Here is a 16,774-nt window from a genome sequence, read left to right as displayed (position 1 = left end):
TGTCATCCAACCACTGCCACTGACCGACTTCACGGATCTGACCATCACGCCCATGCACCGCCGACGGCTTCGCACCACAACGTTCGCCCTGCTCGCCTCCACGCTCGCCGCGTGCTCGACCGGGAAGTCAGCCACCGACTCCGCGAAACCATCCGCCTTCAAAGTCGCCCTTCTGACGCCGGGGCCGATCTCCGACCAATCCTGGAACGGCGGCGCCTACCAGGGCCTCCTTCGGATCCGCGACAGCCTCGGCGCCCAGATCAGCCACATCCAGACGAAGACACCGGCGGAATTCGAAGAGAATTTTCGCCAGTACGGCGCGGAGGGCTACACGCTCGTCATCGGGCACGGTTCGGAATTCCAGGATGCGGCGAAGCGCGTCGCCCCTCAATTCCCGCATACGATGTATCTGACGACGTCGGGCGCGACCACCGGGCCGAATCTCGCGGGCATCTCGTTCGGATTCGCCGCGCCGTCGTACTTCGCCGGCATGCTCGCGGCCTCTGTTTCAAAAACTGGAAAGATCGGCGCGATCGCCGGGCAAGAGATTCCACCGGTCGCCGAGAGCTTTCGGGCGTACACCGAGGGCGCGCGCGCCGTCAATCCGAAGATCAACGTCATCGTGTCGTACATCGGCAATTGGGATGACGTCAGCGCAGGAAAGGAGCAGGCACTCGCACAACTCGCGCACGGCGTCGACGTCATCTTTCAAAATGCCGACGCCGCGGGCCTCGGAGTTTTTCAAGCCGCGCGCGAACACAAGAACGCGTATGTCATCGGCTCGAACTCCAATCAGAACACCGTTGCGCCCGACGTCACGCTGGCGAGCGTCGTCATCGATCTCCCACTGGCGTTCTACATCGTCGCGAAAGAGGTGAAGGACGGAACGTTCAAGCCGGGCATCGTCGAGCTGGGAACCGGAACGCGTGTGGTGATGCTCGTGCGCAATCCCGCCCTCGAGTCGGTTGTGCCGGCCGCGATGCGAACGAAGCTCGACTCGCTGCAGAACGAGATGGTCGCGGGACGCTTCACCGTTCCCGCGACGGACAGCGCACGCGCGACAAAATCCTGACGAATGCCGTCTCTCGAGACGCTCGCCGGATTCCTCGACGCGACACTCGACGTCGCGAACGTTCCTGACTACGGGGGCGCGGTGAACGGCGTGCAACTCGCGAACACCGGCGACATCGCGCGAGTTGCAACGGCGGTCGATTTTTCGACGGCCTCGATCGAAGGCGCGATCGCCGCTGATGCGCGATTGCTGATCGTGCATCACGGAATGTTCTGGAACGGCGCGCAGCCAATCACGGGGCATCGATACCACCGGTTGGCGCGACTGATGGGGCACGACGTCGCCGTATACTCGTCGCACCTTCCGCTAGACGTGCACCCCACACTTGGCAACAACGCGCTGCTGGCAAAGCGGCTCGGACTTTCACCGAGCGCCGGTTTCGCGCGCTACAAGACGATCGACGTTGGACTGAGTGGAGACTGTGATCTGCCGACGCGCACGCTCGCGGAGCGAGCAAGCGAATTGTCGCGCGAGTTTGGGGGATCGCTGGTAACCACGGCGTTCGATGCGAACCGCCTTACACGGCGATGGGCCGTTTGCACTGGGGCCGGCGCCGACTCCGCTTCACTCGCCGAAGCTGCGGAGCGCGGCATCGACACGTTGATCGTTGGTGAGGGGCCGCATCATACCGGCGTCGAGGCGCGGGAGCTCGGCATCGTCGTGATGTATGCCGGTCACTATGCCACTGAAACGCTCGGCGTTCGTGCGTTGGGCGACCTCCTCGCCGAACGATTCGGCGTGACGTCGACCTTCGTCGACGCGCCGACCGGCCTGTGACCGGCGCGGCGATCGCGGCCGACGCGCGCGCGCGAGGCAACACGGTGCTGTCGCTGGAGCACATCACGAAGCGCTTTCGCTCGACGGTTGCGCTCGACGACGTGTCGCTCGATCTGCGTCGTGGCACCGTACACGCCCTTCTCGGCGAGAATGGGGCCGGCAAGACGACGCTGATGCGTGTGGCATTCGGCCTGTTGCGGTCCGACAGCGGCGTGGTGCGGGCCGGCGAGCGTTCGCGGGTGATCACGTCGACCGCGGATGCGATCGCGTCGGGCATCGGAATGGTGCATCAGCATTTCACAAACGTGCCGGCGATGAGTGTCGCCGAGAACGTCGCGCTCGGACGCACGGGGCGTTACGATGCCGCGCGCGCACGCGAGCGTGTCTCCGACATCTCGATGCGCGCCGGGCTGCCGCTGGATCCGTCGGCGCGCGCCGATGAATTGTCGGTTGGCGGTCAACAGCGTTTAGAGATCGTGAAAGCACTGGCGCACGACGCGAGCATTCTCATTCTCGACGAGCCGACCGCGGTGCTCGCACCCGCCGAGTCGGAGGAACTGCTGCGCTGGTTGCACCGGTTCGCGGACGAGGGCAACGCCGTCGTCATCATCACGCACAAACTGCGCGAGGCCCTCGCGGTCGCACACGACGTGACGGTCCTTCGACACGGGCGTGTAGTACTGCAACGAGATGCGCGCGGCGCAACGGAGCACGAACTCGCTAGAGCGATGTTGGGTGGGGAAATCGCCGGTGAATCGGTCGGTCCCGGCGAGCGGACTCGCGGCAACATCATTGCGAGTTTGCGCGGCGTACGAGTCGATGATTCTCGTGGCGCGACGAAGTTGTACGATGTTTCTCTGGACGTGCATGGCGGCGAAATCGTTGGCGTGGCCGCGGTGGAAGGCGCGGGCCAACACGAGTTGTTGCGTGCCCTTGCCGGCCGCGTTGAGATCACACGTGGTACGGCCGAATTGCCACCGGTCATCGGCTTCGTGCCGGAGGATCGCCATCGCGACGCACTCGTGCTCGAGTTCGACGCGACGGAGAATGTCGCGTTGCGCGACGCGGGACCTCGACGTGGTGTGATGCGGTGGCGTGCGGAGCGCGCGCGCGCCACACGGCTGATCGAGGCGTTCGATGTTCGCGGCGGCGCGCCCGATCGACGAGCGGGTGCGCTCTCGGGCGGCAATCAACAAAAGCTGGTGGTCGCGCGCGAGCTTGACGGCGACCCGTCGTTACTCGTGGCCGAGAACCCGACGCGGGGCCTCGACATTCGAGCGACGCGATCTGTACATGACTTGCTTCGCGGTGTCGCGCGACGCGGCGGCGGCGTGATCGTCTATTCGACCGATCTGGACGAAGTGCTGTCGCTGTCGACGCGCGTCGTGGCGGTTCACTCGGGGAAGGTGATCGCGACGTCGGGAACACGGGACGCAGTTGGTCGCGCGATGCTGGGGCTGGCGTGAGCACTCCGAACCCCACGGCCGATGTAGATCCAGGACGTTGGCGAATGCTTGGACTGCTCGCGGTCTCGGAACTACTGGGCATGTCGCTCTGGTTCGCGGCGAGCGCCGTCGCGTTGCAGCTCGCACCTCGATTCTCGATCACGGCCCAGCAAGCGGTGTGGTTGACGCCGGTCGTGCAGCTCGGCTTCGTCGTAGGCACCGCGATCGCCGCGGTGCTGAACCTTGCCGACCTGATTCCCGCGCGTCGGTATTTTGCCGTCGCGGCGATCGTCGGCTCGGCGGCCAATGCATCACTCGTTTTCACGAACTCGTTCGGAATCGCGCTCGCGCTGCGATTCGCGACGGGGTTCTCGCTCGCGGGTGTGTACCCGCCGGCGATGAAGATGGCGGCGACGTGGTTCCGCGCGCGGCGCGGATTCGCGATTGGCACGGTCGTCGGCGCGCTGACGGTGGGAAAGGCGACGCCGTATCTGGTTCACGCGCTGCCGGACGCAACACCCAACGCCGTGATTCTGACCGCCTCGGTCTGTGCGTTGATCGCGGCCGTGTTGATCGCGGTGGCGTACCACGACGGTCCATATCCGTTTCCGCCGCGACCGTTTTCGTGGGGATTGATTCGCACCGTTTTCGACCGCAAAGAGTGGCGGCTCGCGACGGGGGGATATCTGGGGCACATGTTCGAGCTGTATTCGTTCTGGACCTGGATTCCGTTGTTCCTCACTGAAAGCCTGGTCGCCGGTGGAATGGCGCGAGGGCCCGCGACAACGTCGCTCGCTTCGATATCGGCGTTTGGAACGATCGCCGTCGGTGGAATTGGGTGCGTATGGGGTGGACTCGCGGCAGATCGCTGGGGCCGCGAGCGGCTCGTCATTCTCGCGTTGATTGTGAGCGGGAGTTGTGCGTTGCTCATGCCGCTCGTCTTCGCGCGCTCGTTGTGGATTCTCGGGCCTCTCGCCTGGACCTGGGGATTCTTCGTCATCGCCGACTCAGCGCAATTCAGCGCGCTCGTGACGGAATCGGTGCCGCCGCATGCCGTCGGCACGGCGCTGACGATACAGACGTCGCTCGGGTTTTTGCTCACGTCGGTGTCGATTCTGCTGGTGAATCCCGTGGTGAGTCTCGTCGGCTGGAAGTGGCTGTTTCCCGTATTGGCGTTTGGACCGGTCTTTGGCATCGCGATGACGAAGCGTTTGCTGAATTTGCGGCGTCGCGATCTCCTGACGGTGTGACATGATCGGCGACGCGTTGCGCGCGTTGTTCAATGGCGCGTTTGGTTCGTGGTATGCGTTTGGCTCCGGCACGCTCGTCCGAGCGACTCCGCTCATCCTCACCGGGCTTGCGGTCGCTATCGCGTTCCGCGCCGGCGTGTTCAACATCGGCGCTGAGGGCCAACTCCTGATGGGCGCCGCCGCCGCTGCCGCGTTCGCGCTGCTCGTGCCCGGGCTGCCGGCCGTGGTGATGATTCCCGCCGTGCTTACGTCCGGCGCGATCGCCGGCGCCGTTTGGGCGGGCATCGCCGCGCTCTTGAAGCAGCGCTTTCGCGTGCTCGAGGTCATCAGCACGCTGATGTTGAATTTCGTGGCGGAGTACTTCGTGTCCTATCTCGTTCGCGGGCCGCTGCAAGAGCCGACGCACGTATATCCGCAAACGTCGACCATCACGAACGCGGCGCAGCTACCGCGAATTTCGGACGCGAGCCGGCTGCACCTCGGATTCGCGATAGCGGTGGTTGCGTGTGTCGTGACGTGGTGGATCATGCGCTACACGGCTGCCGGATTCCGACTCCGAGCCGCGGGCGCAAATCCATTTGCCGCACGCTCGGCCGGAATGATCGACGTCGACCGGGTGACGGTGCGTGCATTCGTGGCAAGCGGCGCGCTTGCCGGCCTCGCCGGCGCTGTGGAGGTAGCCGGCGTGACCTACGCGTTGTACGAGAATCTCTCGCCAGGGTATGGTTTTACCGCGATCGCCGTCGCTCTGCTCGCGCGGTTGAACGCGCTCGGAGTTATCGCGACGGGCATTCTGTTCGGCGCGCTGGAGGCGGGGGCGTCGGCGATGCAGCGCGACGCGGGTGTCCCCTCGGTCGTGGTCTCGGTCGTCGAAGCCGCGATCATTCTCGCGGTGCTCGCGTTCGAGCGCATTCGGCGCGCGCGCATCGTGGCGTCGCCGGCATGAGCGTCGCGAGCGCATTCGTCGAGGCTACCGTGCGCACCGCGACGCCCTTGGCGCTCGCCGCACTCGGCGAGGTCGTGGTGGAACGCGTGGGCATCATCAACATCAGCCTCGAGGGAATCATCCTCGGCGGTGCATTCGGTGCGCTCGTCGGAGCGACGCATTTTGGAGCCGCGGGCGGGTACATCGTCGCGATACTGAGCGGCGTGTTCATCGCGGCGATCTTCGGCTGGTTCGTGGTGTTTCTGCGCACGGATCAGATCATCACCGGCACGGCAATCACGCTGCTCGCCGTCGGCGGAACGGGCGCGCTCTACCGGTCGCTCTACGGCGCGGCGGGGGCGGCGCTCTCGCTGCCGACCACCGGGCCGATCCGAGTGCCCGGCTTCGCGTCGATTCCAGTTCTCGGGATAGGATTTTTTAATCAGCCAATCGTCACATACGTGGCGTACGCTGCCATTCCGCTGCTGTGGTTCTGGATGTACCGCACCCACGCCGGTTTGGGCCTGCGGGCGATCGGTGAGTCTCGACAGGCTGCCGCGGCGGCGGGGCTGCGGGTCGATCGCGCGCGCTTCGCTGCCGTGTTATTCGGTGGCGTGATGGGCGGCGTCGCCGGCGCGACTCTCGTACTGGCGCAAACGGGCACGTTCGCTGAAAACATGTCGGCCGGCCGCGGCTTCATCGCGATCGCGATCGTGGTGCTGGCACGCTGGCATCCGGTCGGTGTCGGCCTCGCTTCGCTGCTCTTCGGCGCGGCGAGCGCGCTACAGTTTCTGCTGCAGTCGCTCGGGCTCGCGCTGCCGTATCAGCTCTTTCTTTCGATTCCCTATGTCCTCACGCTCGCCGCGCTGGCCGGCATGGCCGGGCGTGTGCGTGCGCCGGCCGAGTTGGCGCGCGAGGACGAGGTCAACTGATTGCGATTACCTCAGCAGTGCCGCTTGGGGCTGAACCAACCGATCCGCCAATGTCCTGGCGTCGCCCGCTCGATGATGCCGAACGACGTCGCATCGCCGAAGTCGCGCGCGACGACGATGGCCGGTTGACGAGCTCCGCCGAGCAGCATCGCGGCGAGGAGATCATGGTTCTCGATCGTCTCTTCGTCGCCGTACGATCGGTCTGAGTAGGCCGTCGCGAACGTCGTGTCGCTCGCTCGACGTTCGGCGATCAGGAACGTGTGCTCCTGAAGCGGCGTCGCTTCCTGGTTGATCTGTCGCGTCAGATTCGCCGCCAGAACCTGAGCGCCGTCGGGCAGGTTGAATCGCCACATGCCGCTGACGACGAACGGCAATCCGGCAAAGCGGCCCGCGGAGTCGTTGGGGAGCGCCGAGGCCAATCGATTCAGCCACGTGACGGCGGAGATAGAGTCAGCGGAAGTGAACGACTCGGTGGAGTCGACCGCGAGCGGTGCAACGACACCACCGATGAAACCGACGTTCCAGGCGCGCGGCGGCGGCGCTCCGCCGATGGTTGCGGTCACGCACGAACCGGAGTCCGCGATCGATGGTACCTCGCCCGTTTGCACGGTCCCCGTTCGTCCGAGGAGCGTGGCGGAGGCGGGGCTGGGAAGGCCGGACAAGGTCGCGCGGCTGGCCGAGTCGCCCGGAAGAAGGACGTATGCCTGAATGGGCGAGCCCGCGGCAACGAGAATGACCGGCCCGACGTCAGGATTCCAACCACGCGCGGCGGTGGCGGCAGACGAGTCCACGGCGGCCGCCGGCTTTACGCTCGCCGAATCGATCGGCGGCGGCGCCTTGGCCCGTTCGCATGCGGTCATGCAGAGACCCAAGGCAAAGCCCCAAGCGGCGCGGCGGAAGGCGTTCATCTGTCGTAATTTGGACGGCCAGGCCCACGCGTCAACGGCTACGGGCCGCCAACTACGTAAGGCGACGTATCCCCGTTCGACAACGATTCGGGTAGGATGTTGCGCAGACGCTCGTGACACGCACCTCCGGAGCTCGCTTCATGGCACATCCACAACACGCGATTCCCCTGGTATTGGCTGACGGCGAGATCCGCGCCGTCGAGCGTGCGCCAACGCTCGAGCGCTCGAGCTGGGCGTTATATGATTTCTCCAATACCATTTTCTCAATGAACATCGCCACGTTGTATTTCACGGTGTGGCTGGTCGACGACTTGGGAGTATCCAACACGCTCGACGCCGCGGCGGGAGCGGTTGCGTCCTTGTTGGTCGTCGTCGCGATTCCGTTTCTCGGCGCGCTGTCGGACGTTCGACGCCGTCGTAAGCCATGGGTCGTGGGCTTCACCCTGCTGTCTTGTCTCGGCTGTGCCCTCATGGGGATATTCGGCCAGACCATGCTGCCGCTGCGCGGCGAAGCCGTCGACGTTCAGGCGCCCGTTCCAGCGGGCTGGCATGCGTCAGGGGCGCCGCTGTTCTGGGTGCTCGCCGCGTTCGTGCTCGCGAACTTCGCCTATCAGGCAGCGCAGCCGTTCTACAACGCAATGCTTCCAGAGCTCGCGCCGCCCGAGGAGCAAGGACGTCTCTCGGGGGTCGGCACCGCGATTGGCTACGTGGGCTCGATCGTTGGTGTCATGCTCGTCAAGCCGTTCTTCAACGGTGAGCTGCCAGGGTTGGGCAAGTTGAGCAGCGGAACGCTCGCTGCGCTCCATTCAGTCATGCCGTTCACCTCGCACGGCGGACGTGTCTCCGCGTTTTTGCCGACGGGCGTGTTGTTTCTGATCTTCTCATTGCCGCTATTCATTTTCTGCCGCGACCACAACCCGGCGCCGAAGGGCACGCCCGTCGATTGGCGGCGTGCGGTTCGCGAAGTGTTCCACACCATTCGCGACGCGCGACAACATCCCGGTACGCTGCGGTTCATCATCGCGTCGTTCGTGTATCAGGATGCGATCGGAACGATCGTGGGATTCATGACGCTCTACGCAGTCAAGGCCGTCGGATTCGAGAAGGGGTCCGAGGTCACGCTGTTTCTTGTGCTCACGATTCCGTCGATCTTCGGCAGTTACATCTACGGTCACCTCGTGGATCGGTTTGGCGCGAAGCGCAGCCTCATGACGACGTTGCTGCTGTGGATCGCGCTGCTGGCGCTCATGATCGCGGTGCCGGGCAAGCAAGCGTTCTGGCTCGTTGGTCTGGCGATTGGACTGAATTTTGGAGGGGTGCCGACAGCGGAGCGACCGGTGTTGCTCGGGCTCGTCCCCGACGTCGAGGCGGGGCGCTACTTCAGCCTCATGCTTCTGTCGTCGCGAGCCGCGGCGATTGCGGGCCCGCTCATCTGGGGACTCACTGTGGACGGTCTCGAGTCGAGGATGGGAACCGCGATCGCATATCGTGCGGCGGTGATGACCGTGGCGTTGATGTTCGTGATCGCGGCGCTCATTCTGCGCGGCGTGCCGGATCGTTCGGCGCGAGCGATGCGCGCCGCGGCGTGAAACGATGTACGCGCTCATTCGCGCGATCGCCGGCATGGCGCTGCGATGGTTCTACCGCGACATCCAGGTCGACGGCCTCGAACGCATCCCTCGCGATCGCGCGCTGCTGCTCGTCGTCAATCATCCGAACGCGCTGGTCGATGCGCTGCTCGTGGGATGGGTCGTCCCGCGGCGCGTCCTGATCACCGCGAAGTCCACGCTCTTCGCGAATCCGATCGCCGATCGCGCGTTGCGATGGTTGGGAGTCGTGCCTCTGCGCCGGGCGAGCGACGAATCGGCGAGCGGTGCGCCTCAACGCCTGGATCCGGCGCGCAACCTCGGGACGTTTCGTGCCGTGCACGACGCGCTGCGGGATGGCGGCTGCGTTCTGATTTTCCCGGAGGGGAAGACGCACGACGAACCATCGCTCGCGCCGCTCAAGACTGGTGCGGCCCGCATGGCGCTGCACGCGCGCGACGCGGGTGACGTACCCGGCCCCGCCGTCGTTCCGATCGGGTTGACCTTCGAGCGCAAGGATGCGCCGCGTTCGCGCGCGCTCGTGCAAGTGGGCGAACCGATTTTCATGGATGAATGGCGAGCACCGCAGAATGCGCCCGCGGCGGAGGCGCTCACGCACGAGATCGATGCACGACTCCGCGCGGTGACCTCGAACTATGCGACCCCAGACGACGCCGCGCGTGCGATTCGTCTCGCGCGTGTTATCGCCGCGCTATTCGAGCCAGTCCCGGAAATCGGCGTCGTCGATCGCGCCCTCGGCGCCGAGATTGCAATCGCACGCCGCATCGATGCGTTGTCGACGTCACTCGCGCGCTCCGACGCTGCGCTGCGCACTCGCATCGACGACGTCGTTCTGAGATTGGAAGCAACGGAGCGCACCGCGACGAACCATGGCGTGCTGCTCGAGGATGCGCGCATTTCGCTCACTGCGCGGTCTGGCGCGCGGTTCGTGGGGCGCGAAGGTTTGCTATTGCTCACCGCCGGACCGGTCGCGCTGTGGGGACGCCTGAACCATTGGATTCCATTTCGCGCCGCGCGCGCAGTTGCTCTGCGCAACGTCGACAGTGCCGCGGATCCCGCCATGCGCACGCTCGTGAGCGGGACCGCGTTCGTGCTACTCGCGTATCTCGTACAGACGCTGGTCGTTGCCGCGCTGTGGGGAGGAATCGCCGGCGGCGTGTATCTCATCGGTCTTCCAATCGCCGCGGAAACAAGTCTCTATTTCGGCGATCGCCTTCGACGCGCGGTGTGTCGCGCGCGCGCGTTCTTGCTGTTCCGTCGCGATCCCCAGCTGCGTCAGCAATTGCTGGATGAATTGGCGTTCCTACGCAACGAGGTGGTCGAAATCGATCGCGAATTACGTTCGAGTGCGACGCTGACGGCAGTGTAGTTTCGAATCCCGCGCTCAGTAGATGGAATCGGACGGTGGCGGCAGCACCGGTCCGCCGAGATCCCAATGCCATGCGTCACGGCGCACACCGGTGCGCGGATCCTTCAGCGGTTTGAATTGCAGCCGCTCGGCAGGTAATCCAGCGGCGGCGCCGTACGCCAGCAATTTGGGCTTGTCGGTCGAAACGAGGTGCGCCATTCGTCGACCCTTCCACACGTGGCGGTGCAACCAGAGGCCGCCGTCCATGGCGTAGATCATTCCGTCGCGGCGTTTGGCGAATTCACGAAAGAGCGGCACTTCTCGCGACGGACTCACGTGAGCGCGTCTGCGAGAGCGCCGCTTACTGGCAGGCGACGACCCCCGCGGCGGTGGCGGGTGCGACGGCCGAGGCGTCGCCGAGAAACATGGCGCAGAAGTGCGGATAGGAGTCGGGATTGGACGATGTCGCCGACCACCCAGTCTTGGTGGCTTCGGTCACGGTCACAACGTCGCCCTTTGACGGCGTGAAGTGCAGTGAGTCGAGATCGGTCGAATACTTCGAGGCATCGTAGAAGTACGACTCCTGCGCGGTCGTCAGGTTGTGCAGATCGCTGCGCATGCCGGCGAAATATGCCTTGCCCTTGGTGCTCTGATATTTCGGGATCGCCATTGCGGCGAGGATGCCGATGATCACGACGACGATCAACAGTTCGATCAGCGTGAATCCTTGGCGGAGTCTTGTACGCGCCATCGCAATCAACCGGGTGGGGGGTCGGTCGTGCTGAAACGACGAGGGGCCAGTCGACATCGGTCAAAGTGCTTGCCCGGCTGCGTCGCCGACCGCCGAGAAAAAGCAAGGGCGGTGCCGGGTTTGCCTGAAACGCCGAACACGAAGATTTACAATGACTTATCGATGTATATGTACACCAATTATCACAAATTTCCAGCGTCGTAGAGCGACGAATTGCGGCGAGTCTCGCAAGCTGCGACTCCGACGAACTGACCGAGCGTGACCCTGGTCACGTCCGGTTTCGCGGTCAATCCATCTTCGTAGCCAGCCAATCGTTGCCCTGGCCCATGTCGACCACAAGGGGGACCGAGAGCTGCGCCGCATGTTCCATTTCGGTCTTCACCAGTTGTTTAATCTCGTCGAGCTCGGGCCCCGGTACCTCGAACACGAGCTCGTCGTGGACTTGCAGCAGCATCTTCGTGCTCAGTCCGCGCGAGATGAGCGCGTTATGAATCCGAATCATCGCAATCTTGATCAGATCGGCCGCGGAGCCCTGAATGGGCGCGTTCGAGGCAACGCGCTCGCCGAACGCGCGGATGTTAAAGTTGCGTTCGCGCAACTCAGGGATGTACCGGCGGCGGTTGAAGATCGTTTGCACGTAGCCGTGCTCGCGGGCGAACTCGACCATCGAGTCGAGATACTCGCGTACGCGGCTGAAGCGCTGAAAATACAACTCGATGAACTGCTTCGCTTCGGCGTGCGCGATCTTGAGCTGGCGCGAGAGTGCGTGCGCCCCCTGTCCGTAAATCGTCGCGAAGTTGATCGTCTTCGCCCGCGCGCGCATGTCCTTGGTGACGTCTTCGACCGGCACGCCGAAGATCACCGAGGCCGTCTGGCGATGAATGTCGCCGCCTGACTGGAAGGCCTGAACGAACGCGGGGTCGCTCGACAGATGCGCGAGCAGTCGCAGCTCGATCTGCGAGTAGTCGGCCGCGAGCAGCGTCCAGCCTTTGCGCGGCACGAAGCCGCGGCGCACGTCGCGCCCGAGCTCTCGGCGAATTGGAATGTTCTGAAGATTCGGTTCGTTGGACGATAGACGGCCGGTCGCCGCCGTCGTCTGGCTGAACGACGTGTGCACGCGGCCGGTGCGGGGATGCACGTACGTCGGGAGGGCGTCGATGTACGTGCTCTCGAGCTTGGACAGCTCGCGGTATTCCATGAGTAACACGGGAAGCTGGTGTCCCTCGTCGGCGAGTTGTTGCAACACGCTCGCGTCGGTCGAGGGGCCGGTCGGCGTGCGCTTGAGCACCGGCAACTGCAGCTTCTCGAACAAGATCTCGCGGAGCTTCGGGTTGGAGTTGATGTTGAACTCCTCGCCGGCTGACACGTAGATCTCCTGCTCGACGCGTTTACGTTCGCGCTCGAAGCGTTCCTTGAGCGTGGCGAACCACGGCACGTCGATCGTGATGCCCTGCCATTCCATTTCGGCGAGCACTTCGACGAGCGGCATTTCGACGTCGTGAAAGAGCCGCGCGAGCTGCAGGGCTTCGAGCTGCGGCTCGAACATCTCGCGGAGCCGCCACGTCATGTCGGCGTCTTCGCATGAGTAATCGCGCGCGCACTCGATCGGCACCTGATCGAAGGGAATCAGCTCTTTGCCCTTGCCGCACAGTTCCTCGAAGCTCGTCATCTTGTGGTTGAGGAACTCGAGGGCAAGCAGATCGAGGCCGTGCGTGCGCCGGCCGGGATCGAGCACGTAGCTGGCGATCATCGTGTCGAAATCGAGTCCGCGCACAGTGACGCCGGCGCCGCGCAGCGCGAGGATGTCGTACTTCGCGTTCTGCGCGGTTTTCTTCACGGCCGGGTCCTCGAGCAATGCCTTGAGCGGTACGGTTTCGGCGCTGTCGATCGGCGGAAGATTCTTGACGCGTTGTTCCGTACCCGCCGCGAAGAAGCGTGCGGCAACGCTGGCCGGCTCGCTTGCCTTCTTCGCGCGCGCCTTCTTCTTGGGCGGTGCATCGTCGGAGGACGGCGGTTCGTCGCCCAGGTCGAGACCGACCTGCGTGTCGGCGCGGTGCCGATGCGCGAGCGGGAAGTAGTAGGCTTCGCCTGGCGCCACAGCGATCGTGACGCCAACAAGTGAGCTTCGCAGCGGGTCGACGTCCTGCGGGGCGGTTGGATCGATTACAGTTTCTGTATCGACCGCGATGTACGGCGCCCGCCGCGCGCGCGCGACGGCTTTCTCGAGCGCGGCGACGGTGTCCACCGTGACATAGTTCGTCTTGATCGCCGGCTCGGGCGGCGCGGACGACGCATCGTCGGTAGCCACCGGCGCCGCGGCTTCGACCGCCGCGATGTTCTTGGCGAGGGTGTGAAACTCGAGCTCGACGTACATCGCGCGGAGGCGCGCGAGGTCGGGCGGCGACAGGCGCATGGAATCGAGGTCGAGATCGACGGCCAGGTCCTGGCGAATGGTGACGAGCTCCTTCGAGAGCAGCGCCATGTCACCCTGCTCGAGCAGCGCTTCGCGCGGACGCTTCTTCGTGATCTCCGACGCGTGCGCGAGAATGTTCTCGACGCTGCCGAAGGAGTTGACGAGCTCCTGCGCCGTCTTTTCGCCGATGCCCTTCACGCCGGGAACGTTGTCCGAGGCGTCGCCGAGCAGCGCGAGGTAATCCGTGACGAGCGCGGGTGGAACGCCGAGGCGTTCGCTGCCGTTCTCGACGCCGACCCATTGTTCCTCGACGCTCGCCGGTCCGCCTCGGCCCGGATTGAGGAGCCAGAGGCCCGGCCGCACGAGTTGCTGAAAATCCTTATCGCCGGAGACGACGACGACGTTCATGCCCGCTTCGACGCCCTGACGCGCGAGGGTGCCGATGACGTCGTCGGCTTCATAGCCCTTTAATGCCAGAATTGGAATATGGTACGCATCGAGGATGTCGCAGATGCGTTCCATGCCGCGATCGAAGTCGGACTGCAGCTCTTCGGTGAGCTTCTCGCGGGTGGCTTTGTATGCAGGATACCGCTCGTGGCGGAACGACAGGCCGGAATCGTGTACCCAGCCCAGGTAGTCAGGTTTATGGGTCTGCAACAATCGTTGCAGAAAATTGACGATGCCCCATGCCGCGGAGGTGTTTTCGCCGCGGCTGGTTGTCAGGGGGCGCGAGATGAGGGCGAAGAACGCGCGATAGATCAGCGCGTAACCGTCCACGAGGAACAGTCTTGGGGGTGGAGGCGGCTCGATCGCGCTGGGCGATGGGCGTTGGGCGATGGGCGTGGTCATTGTTAGTAAGGTCAGGCAATGTCGAGTCGCATTCAACTGCTCGCGCCATCGCTCACCGTCCAACGTCCATCGCTAAAACAGCACCGCCCGCCATTGCGGGCGGGCGGATGCAGGGGGACTCGTGCGTGGAGGCGGGCGGTTAGACCCGGGTCACGTTCGCGGCGTGAAGCCCCTTCTCGCCAGTACGGATTTCGAATTCGACTTCCTGACCTTCGGCGAGCGTCTTGAAGCCTTCCATACTGATCGCGGAGAAGTGAACGAACACGTCCTCACCGCTGTCTTGCTCAATGAAGCCGTACCCCTTGGCATCATTGAACCACTTCACCTTCCCTCTGGCCATTCGAGCTGCCTCCTACGGGGTGAATCGATCCTGCACTGCGGTGCTGGGCAAGCCGACCCGACTTGCGGGGCCCTATATAGGAACAGTTTGTCAATTTGTCAAGAAAACCGAAGCTCGGGAGCGCATGCGCCGTGCGCGGTAATCGATGAGAAGTGCTCATGGTGCACCGCACCGATGCGTCGCGCGGGACCGTGCCTCTTCCCGCCCCCGGCCCTTCGGGTTAGGTTCGCCGCGTGCCTCGGGAAAATCTCGTCGGACAGACGATCGCCGGATATTCGCTGCAGAGTGAAGTGGGAGAAGGCGGAACCTCCGCCGTGTTTCGCGCGCAACATGCGGAACACGGGACGGTTGCCGTGAAAGTGTTGCGCGAGAAACTGCGTCAGGATCGCACGGCCGTCGCGCGTTTTCTTCGCGAAGCGCGCTACGGCGAACGCGTGCAGCACCCGAACGTCGTGCAGACAATCGAGATCGGCGAAGCCGGACCGGGAATGCACTTCCTGGCGATCGAATGGGCGACGGGCGAGATCCTCGAGAAGTATGCGAAGCGGCAAGGGCCGCTGCCGATCGACGAAGTGTGTGCCATCGTCAAGCAGATCGCCGACGCGGTGCATGCCGCGCATGCGGTTGGTATCGTCCACCGCGATCTCAAGCCGGACAACGTCATGTACGATCCGGCGACACGTCTCGTGAAGCTGCTGGACTTCGGCATCGCGACGGATACGGACATCGCACCCGAGCAACGGCTGACGCGCGCCGGCTTCTTCGTCGGCACGTTGATGTACGTGGCGCCCGAGGCGCTGTCGGGTGAATTGGTCGGGCCGCTCGCCGATCAGTACAGCCTGGCGACGATCGCGTACTTCCTGCTCACGGGATGTCTTCCCTTCCCAGCCAAGACCCCGCGCGAAATGTTCTCGCAACTCTTGTCGCAGCCGCCGATCGCGCTCAACGTCGCGAAACCCGGTCTGCGTTTTCCCGCGGCGGTCGAGGGGGTCGTGATGCGCGGCTTGAGCAAGGAACCATCCAAGCGCTATGCCGACGTGATCGCATTCGCATCAGAGTTTTGTGAATCGGCGTCCGCCCCGGCCGCGAAGGAGCAAACGGGTTTCGTCTCGAAGCTCGCGTCGATGTTCAAGAAGAAAGACTAGGCGTCGTTGACGGCCGCCGGCGCGGCCGCATCCGTGCCCGAAGGTTCCAGGTCCGTCGGGTGCACCGGCAGCCACAGCGTGAACGTCGATCCTTTTCCAAGCTGGCTGTCCACGCCGATATCGCCGCCGAGGAGCTGGGCGAGCCGCCGCGAGATGGAGAGCCCGAGCCCGGTACCGCGCTGCATGGATTCGCTGCGCGGGCCCGCATTGACCTGCTCGAATTCGTCGAAGATACGCACCTGATCCGCCGGTGCGATGCCGACGCCTGTGTCGACGACCTGCAGCGCGATCCACACTTGTCGCATGTCGGGAGATTGGCGCGCAAGCACGGGATCGTCGGGCGTCGGCCGATGTGACGACCTCGCCACCGTAGCACCGACGAGACGCGCGCGAACCGCCACGCCACCCGACGGTGTGTACTTCACGGCATTGCCGATCAGGTTCACGAGAATCTGCCGCAGATGCGTTGGATCGGTGCGGATACGCGGTAACGAGGCGCCGACCGCGATCGAAAAACTCAGCCCGCGCTCGTTGACGAGCGATTCGAGCTCGCTCGCGACGTTGAGCACGAACGGCCGCAGCACGAGCGTCTCCGAATGCACTTCCAGGCGGCCGGCGGCGATCTTGGCGATGTCGAGGACTTGATCGACGAGATGTCGCAAATGCGTCGCCGACGCGGCGATGCGATCGACCGGCGGCACTTGTCGCGGTGAGAGCTCGCCGTAAACACCGTCCTTCAGCAATTCGACGAAGCCGACGATGGCGTTGAGCGGTGTGCGAAGCTCGTGCGAGATATTCGCGAGGAACTCGCTCTTCGCGGTATTGGCCCGCGCCACTTCGTGGTACAAGCGCTCGAGCTCGGCCGAACGTTCGGAAGCGCGCAGGCGACGCCGGCGCTCGCGCGCGAGCAAGAAACCCACGAACCCCGCGACGACGAGCAACACGACGCCGAGCACCGCCGGCGACACGCCGTTGCTGACGATCAATTGTGGCGGGAATTCGCGCATCGCCT

General features: G+C 64.4%; 15 protein-coding genes. 9 read left to right on the top strand and 6 right to left on the bottom strand.

Annotation, left to right across the window (positions count from 1 at the left end; genetic code table 11):
• The first annotated feature begins 52 nt into the window (after nt 1–52).
• From VN706_20905 to VN706_20880, 6 genes are read left to right on the top strand one after another with little or no spacing between them, the layout of a single operon-like run.
• On the top strand, nt 53–1,072 hold the full coding sequence (locus VN706_20905) for a BMP family protein (protein ID HXT18102.1): 1,020 nt from the start codon (nt 53–55) through the stop codon (nt 1,070–1,072).
• A 3-nt stretch (nt 1,073–1,075) separates the two neighbouring features.
• A complete protein-coding gene (locus VN706_20900; GenBank protein HXT18101.1) occupies nt 1,076–1,849 on the top strand; it encodes a Nif3-like dinuclear metal center hexameric protein in 774 nt (257 codons plus the stop codon).
• Nucleotides 1,846–3,315, top strand: coding sequence for an ABC transporter ATP-binding protein (locus VN706_20895; protein ID HXT18100.1), 1,470 nt, complete (start codon nt 1,846–1,848; stop codon nt 3,313–3,315). Before VN706_20900 ends, VN706_20895 begins: the two co-directional genes overlap by 4 nt.
• A gap of 44 nt (nt 3,316–3,359) precedes the next feature.
• Nucleotides 3,360–4,544, top strand: a complete 1,185-nt coding sequence (locus tag VN706_20890; protein HXT18099.1) for an MFS transporter — start codon at nt 3,360–3,362, stop codon at nt 4,542–4,544.
• Nucleotide 4,545: 1 nt separating this feature from the next.
• The gene (locus tag VN706_20885; protein ID HXT18098.1) at nt 4,546–5,490 is read left to right on the top strand and encodes an ABC transporter permease; all 945 of its coding nucleotides are present in this window, start codon (nt 4,546–4,548) and stop codon (nt 5,488–5,490) included.
• Nucleotides 5,487–6,401, top strand: a complete 915-nt coding sequence (locus VN706_20880) for an ABC transporter permease (protein HXT18097.1) — start codon at nt 5,487–5,489, stop codon at nt 6,399–6,401. The genes VN706_20885 and VN706_20880 overlap by 4 nt, the downstream gene beginning before the upstream one ends.
• Nucleotides 6,402–6,412: 11 nt before the next feature.
• Here the strand turns inward: VN706_20880 and VN706_20875 are convergent, their stop codons facing one another.
• Nucleotides 6,413–7,261: a hypothetical protein gene (locus VN706_20875; GenBank protein ID HXT18096.1), complete on the bottom strand. Its 849-nt coding sequence runs from the start codon at nt 7,259–7,261 to the stop codon at nt 6,413–6,415.
• Between the two features lie 188 nt (nt 7,262–7,449).
• On the opposite strand from VN706_20875, the gene VN706_20870 reads away from it, so the two are divergent.
• Together VN706_20870 and VN706_20865 are read left to right on the top strand one after the other, a co-directional pair.
• Nucleotides 7,450–8,898: an MFS transporter gene (locus tag VN706_20870; GenBank protein ID HXT18095.1), complete on the top strand. Its 1,449-nt coding sequence runs from the start codon at nt 7,450–7,452 to the stop codon at nt 8,896–8,898.
• Between the two features lie 4 nt (nt 8,899–8,902).
• A complete protein-coding gene (locus VN706_20865) occupies nt 8,903–10,285 on the top strand; it encodes a lysophospholipid acyltransferase family protein (protein ID HXT18094.1) in 1,383 nt (460 codons plus the stop codon).
• A gap of 15 nt (nt 10,286–10,300) precedes the next feature.
• On the opposite strand, the gene VN706_20860 is transcribed toward VN706_20865, so the two are convergent.
• The 4 genes from VN706_20860 to VN706_20845 all read right to left on the bottom strand — a co-directional run bounded on the left by VN706_20860 (nt 10,301) and on the right by VN706_20845 (nt 14,617).
• On the bottom strand, nt 10,301–10,600 hold the full coding sequence (locus VN706_20860) for a hypothetical protein (GenBank protein ID HXT18093.1): 300 nt from the start codon (nt 10,598–10,600) through the stop codon (nt 10,301–10,303).
• A gap of 25 nt (nt 10,601–10,625) precedes the next feature.
• Complete coding sequence (locus VN706_20855) at nt 10,626–11,015, bottom strand: prepilin-type N-terminal cleavage/methylation domain-containing protein (GenBank protein HXT18092.1); 390 nt, start codon at nt 11,013–11,015, stop codon at nt 10,626–10,628.
• 286 nt (nt 11,016–11,301) lie between these two features.
• The gene (gene polA, locus VN706_20850) at nt 11,302–14,277 is read right to left on the bottom strand and encodes a DNA polymerase I (GenBank protein ID HXT18091.1); all 2,976 of its coding nucleotides are present in this window, start codon (nt 14,275–14,277) and stop codon (nt 11,302–11,304) included.
• A gap of 139 nt (nt 14,278–14,416) precedes the next feature.
• Nucleotides 14,417–14,617 carry a cold-shock protein gene (locus tag VN706_20845; protein HXT18090.1) on the bottom strand — a complete coding sequence of 67 codons (201 nt, stop codon included), beginning with the start codon at nt 14,615–14,617 and terminating at the stop codon, nt 14,417–14,419.
• 233 nt (nt 14,618–14,850) lie between these two features.
• Between VN706_20845 and VN706_20840 the strand changes: the two genes are divergently transcribed.
• A complete protein-coding gene (locus VN706_20840) occupies nt 14,851–15,762 on the top strand; it encodes a serine/threonine-protein kinase (protein ID HXT18089.1) in 912 nt (303 codons plus the stop codon).
• Here VN706_20840 and VN706_20835 read toward each other — a convergent pair.
• A complete protein-coding gene (locus tag VN706_20835; GenBank protein ID HXT18088.1) occupies nt 15,759–16,769 on the bottom strand; it encodes a HAMP domain-containing sensor histidine kinase in 1,011 nt (336 codons plus the stop codon). The genes VN706_20840 and VN706_20835 overlap by 4 nt on opposite strands.
• Nucleotides 16,770–16,774 lie beyond the last annotated feature (5 nt).

Source organism: Gemmatimonadaceae bacterium (genome assembly GCA_035606695.1).
GTDB lineage: Bacteria > Gemmatimonadota > Gemmatimonadetes > Gemmatimonadales > Gemmatimonadaceae > JAQBQB01.
The sequence above is the reverse complement of the archived record's forward strand: the minus strand, read 5'-3'. Positions and strand labels throughout refer to the sequence as shown.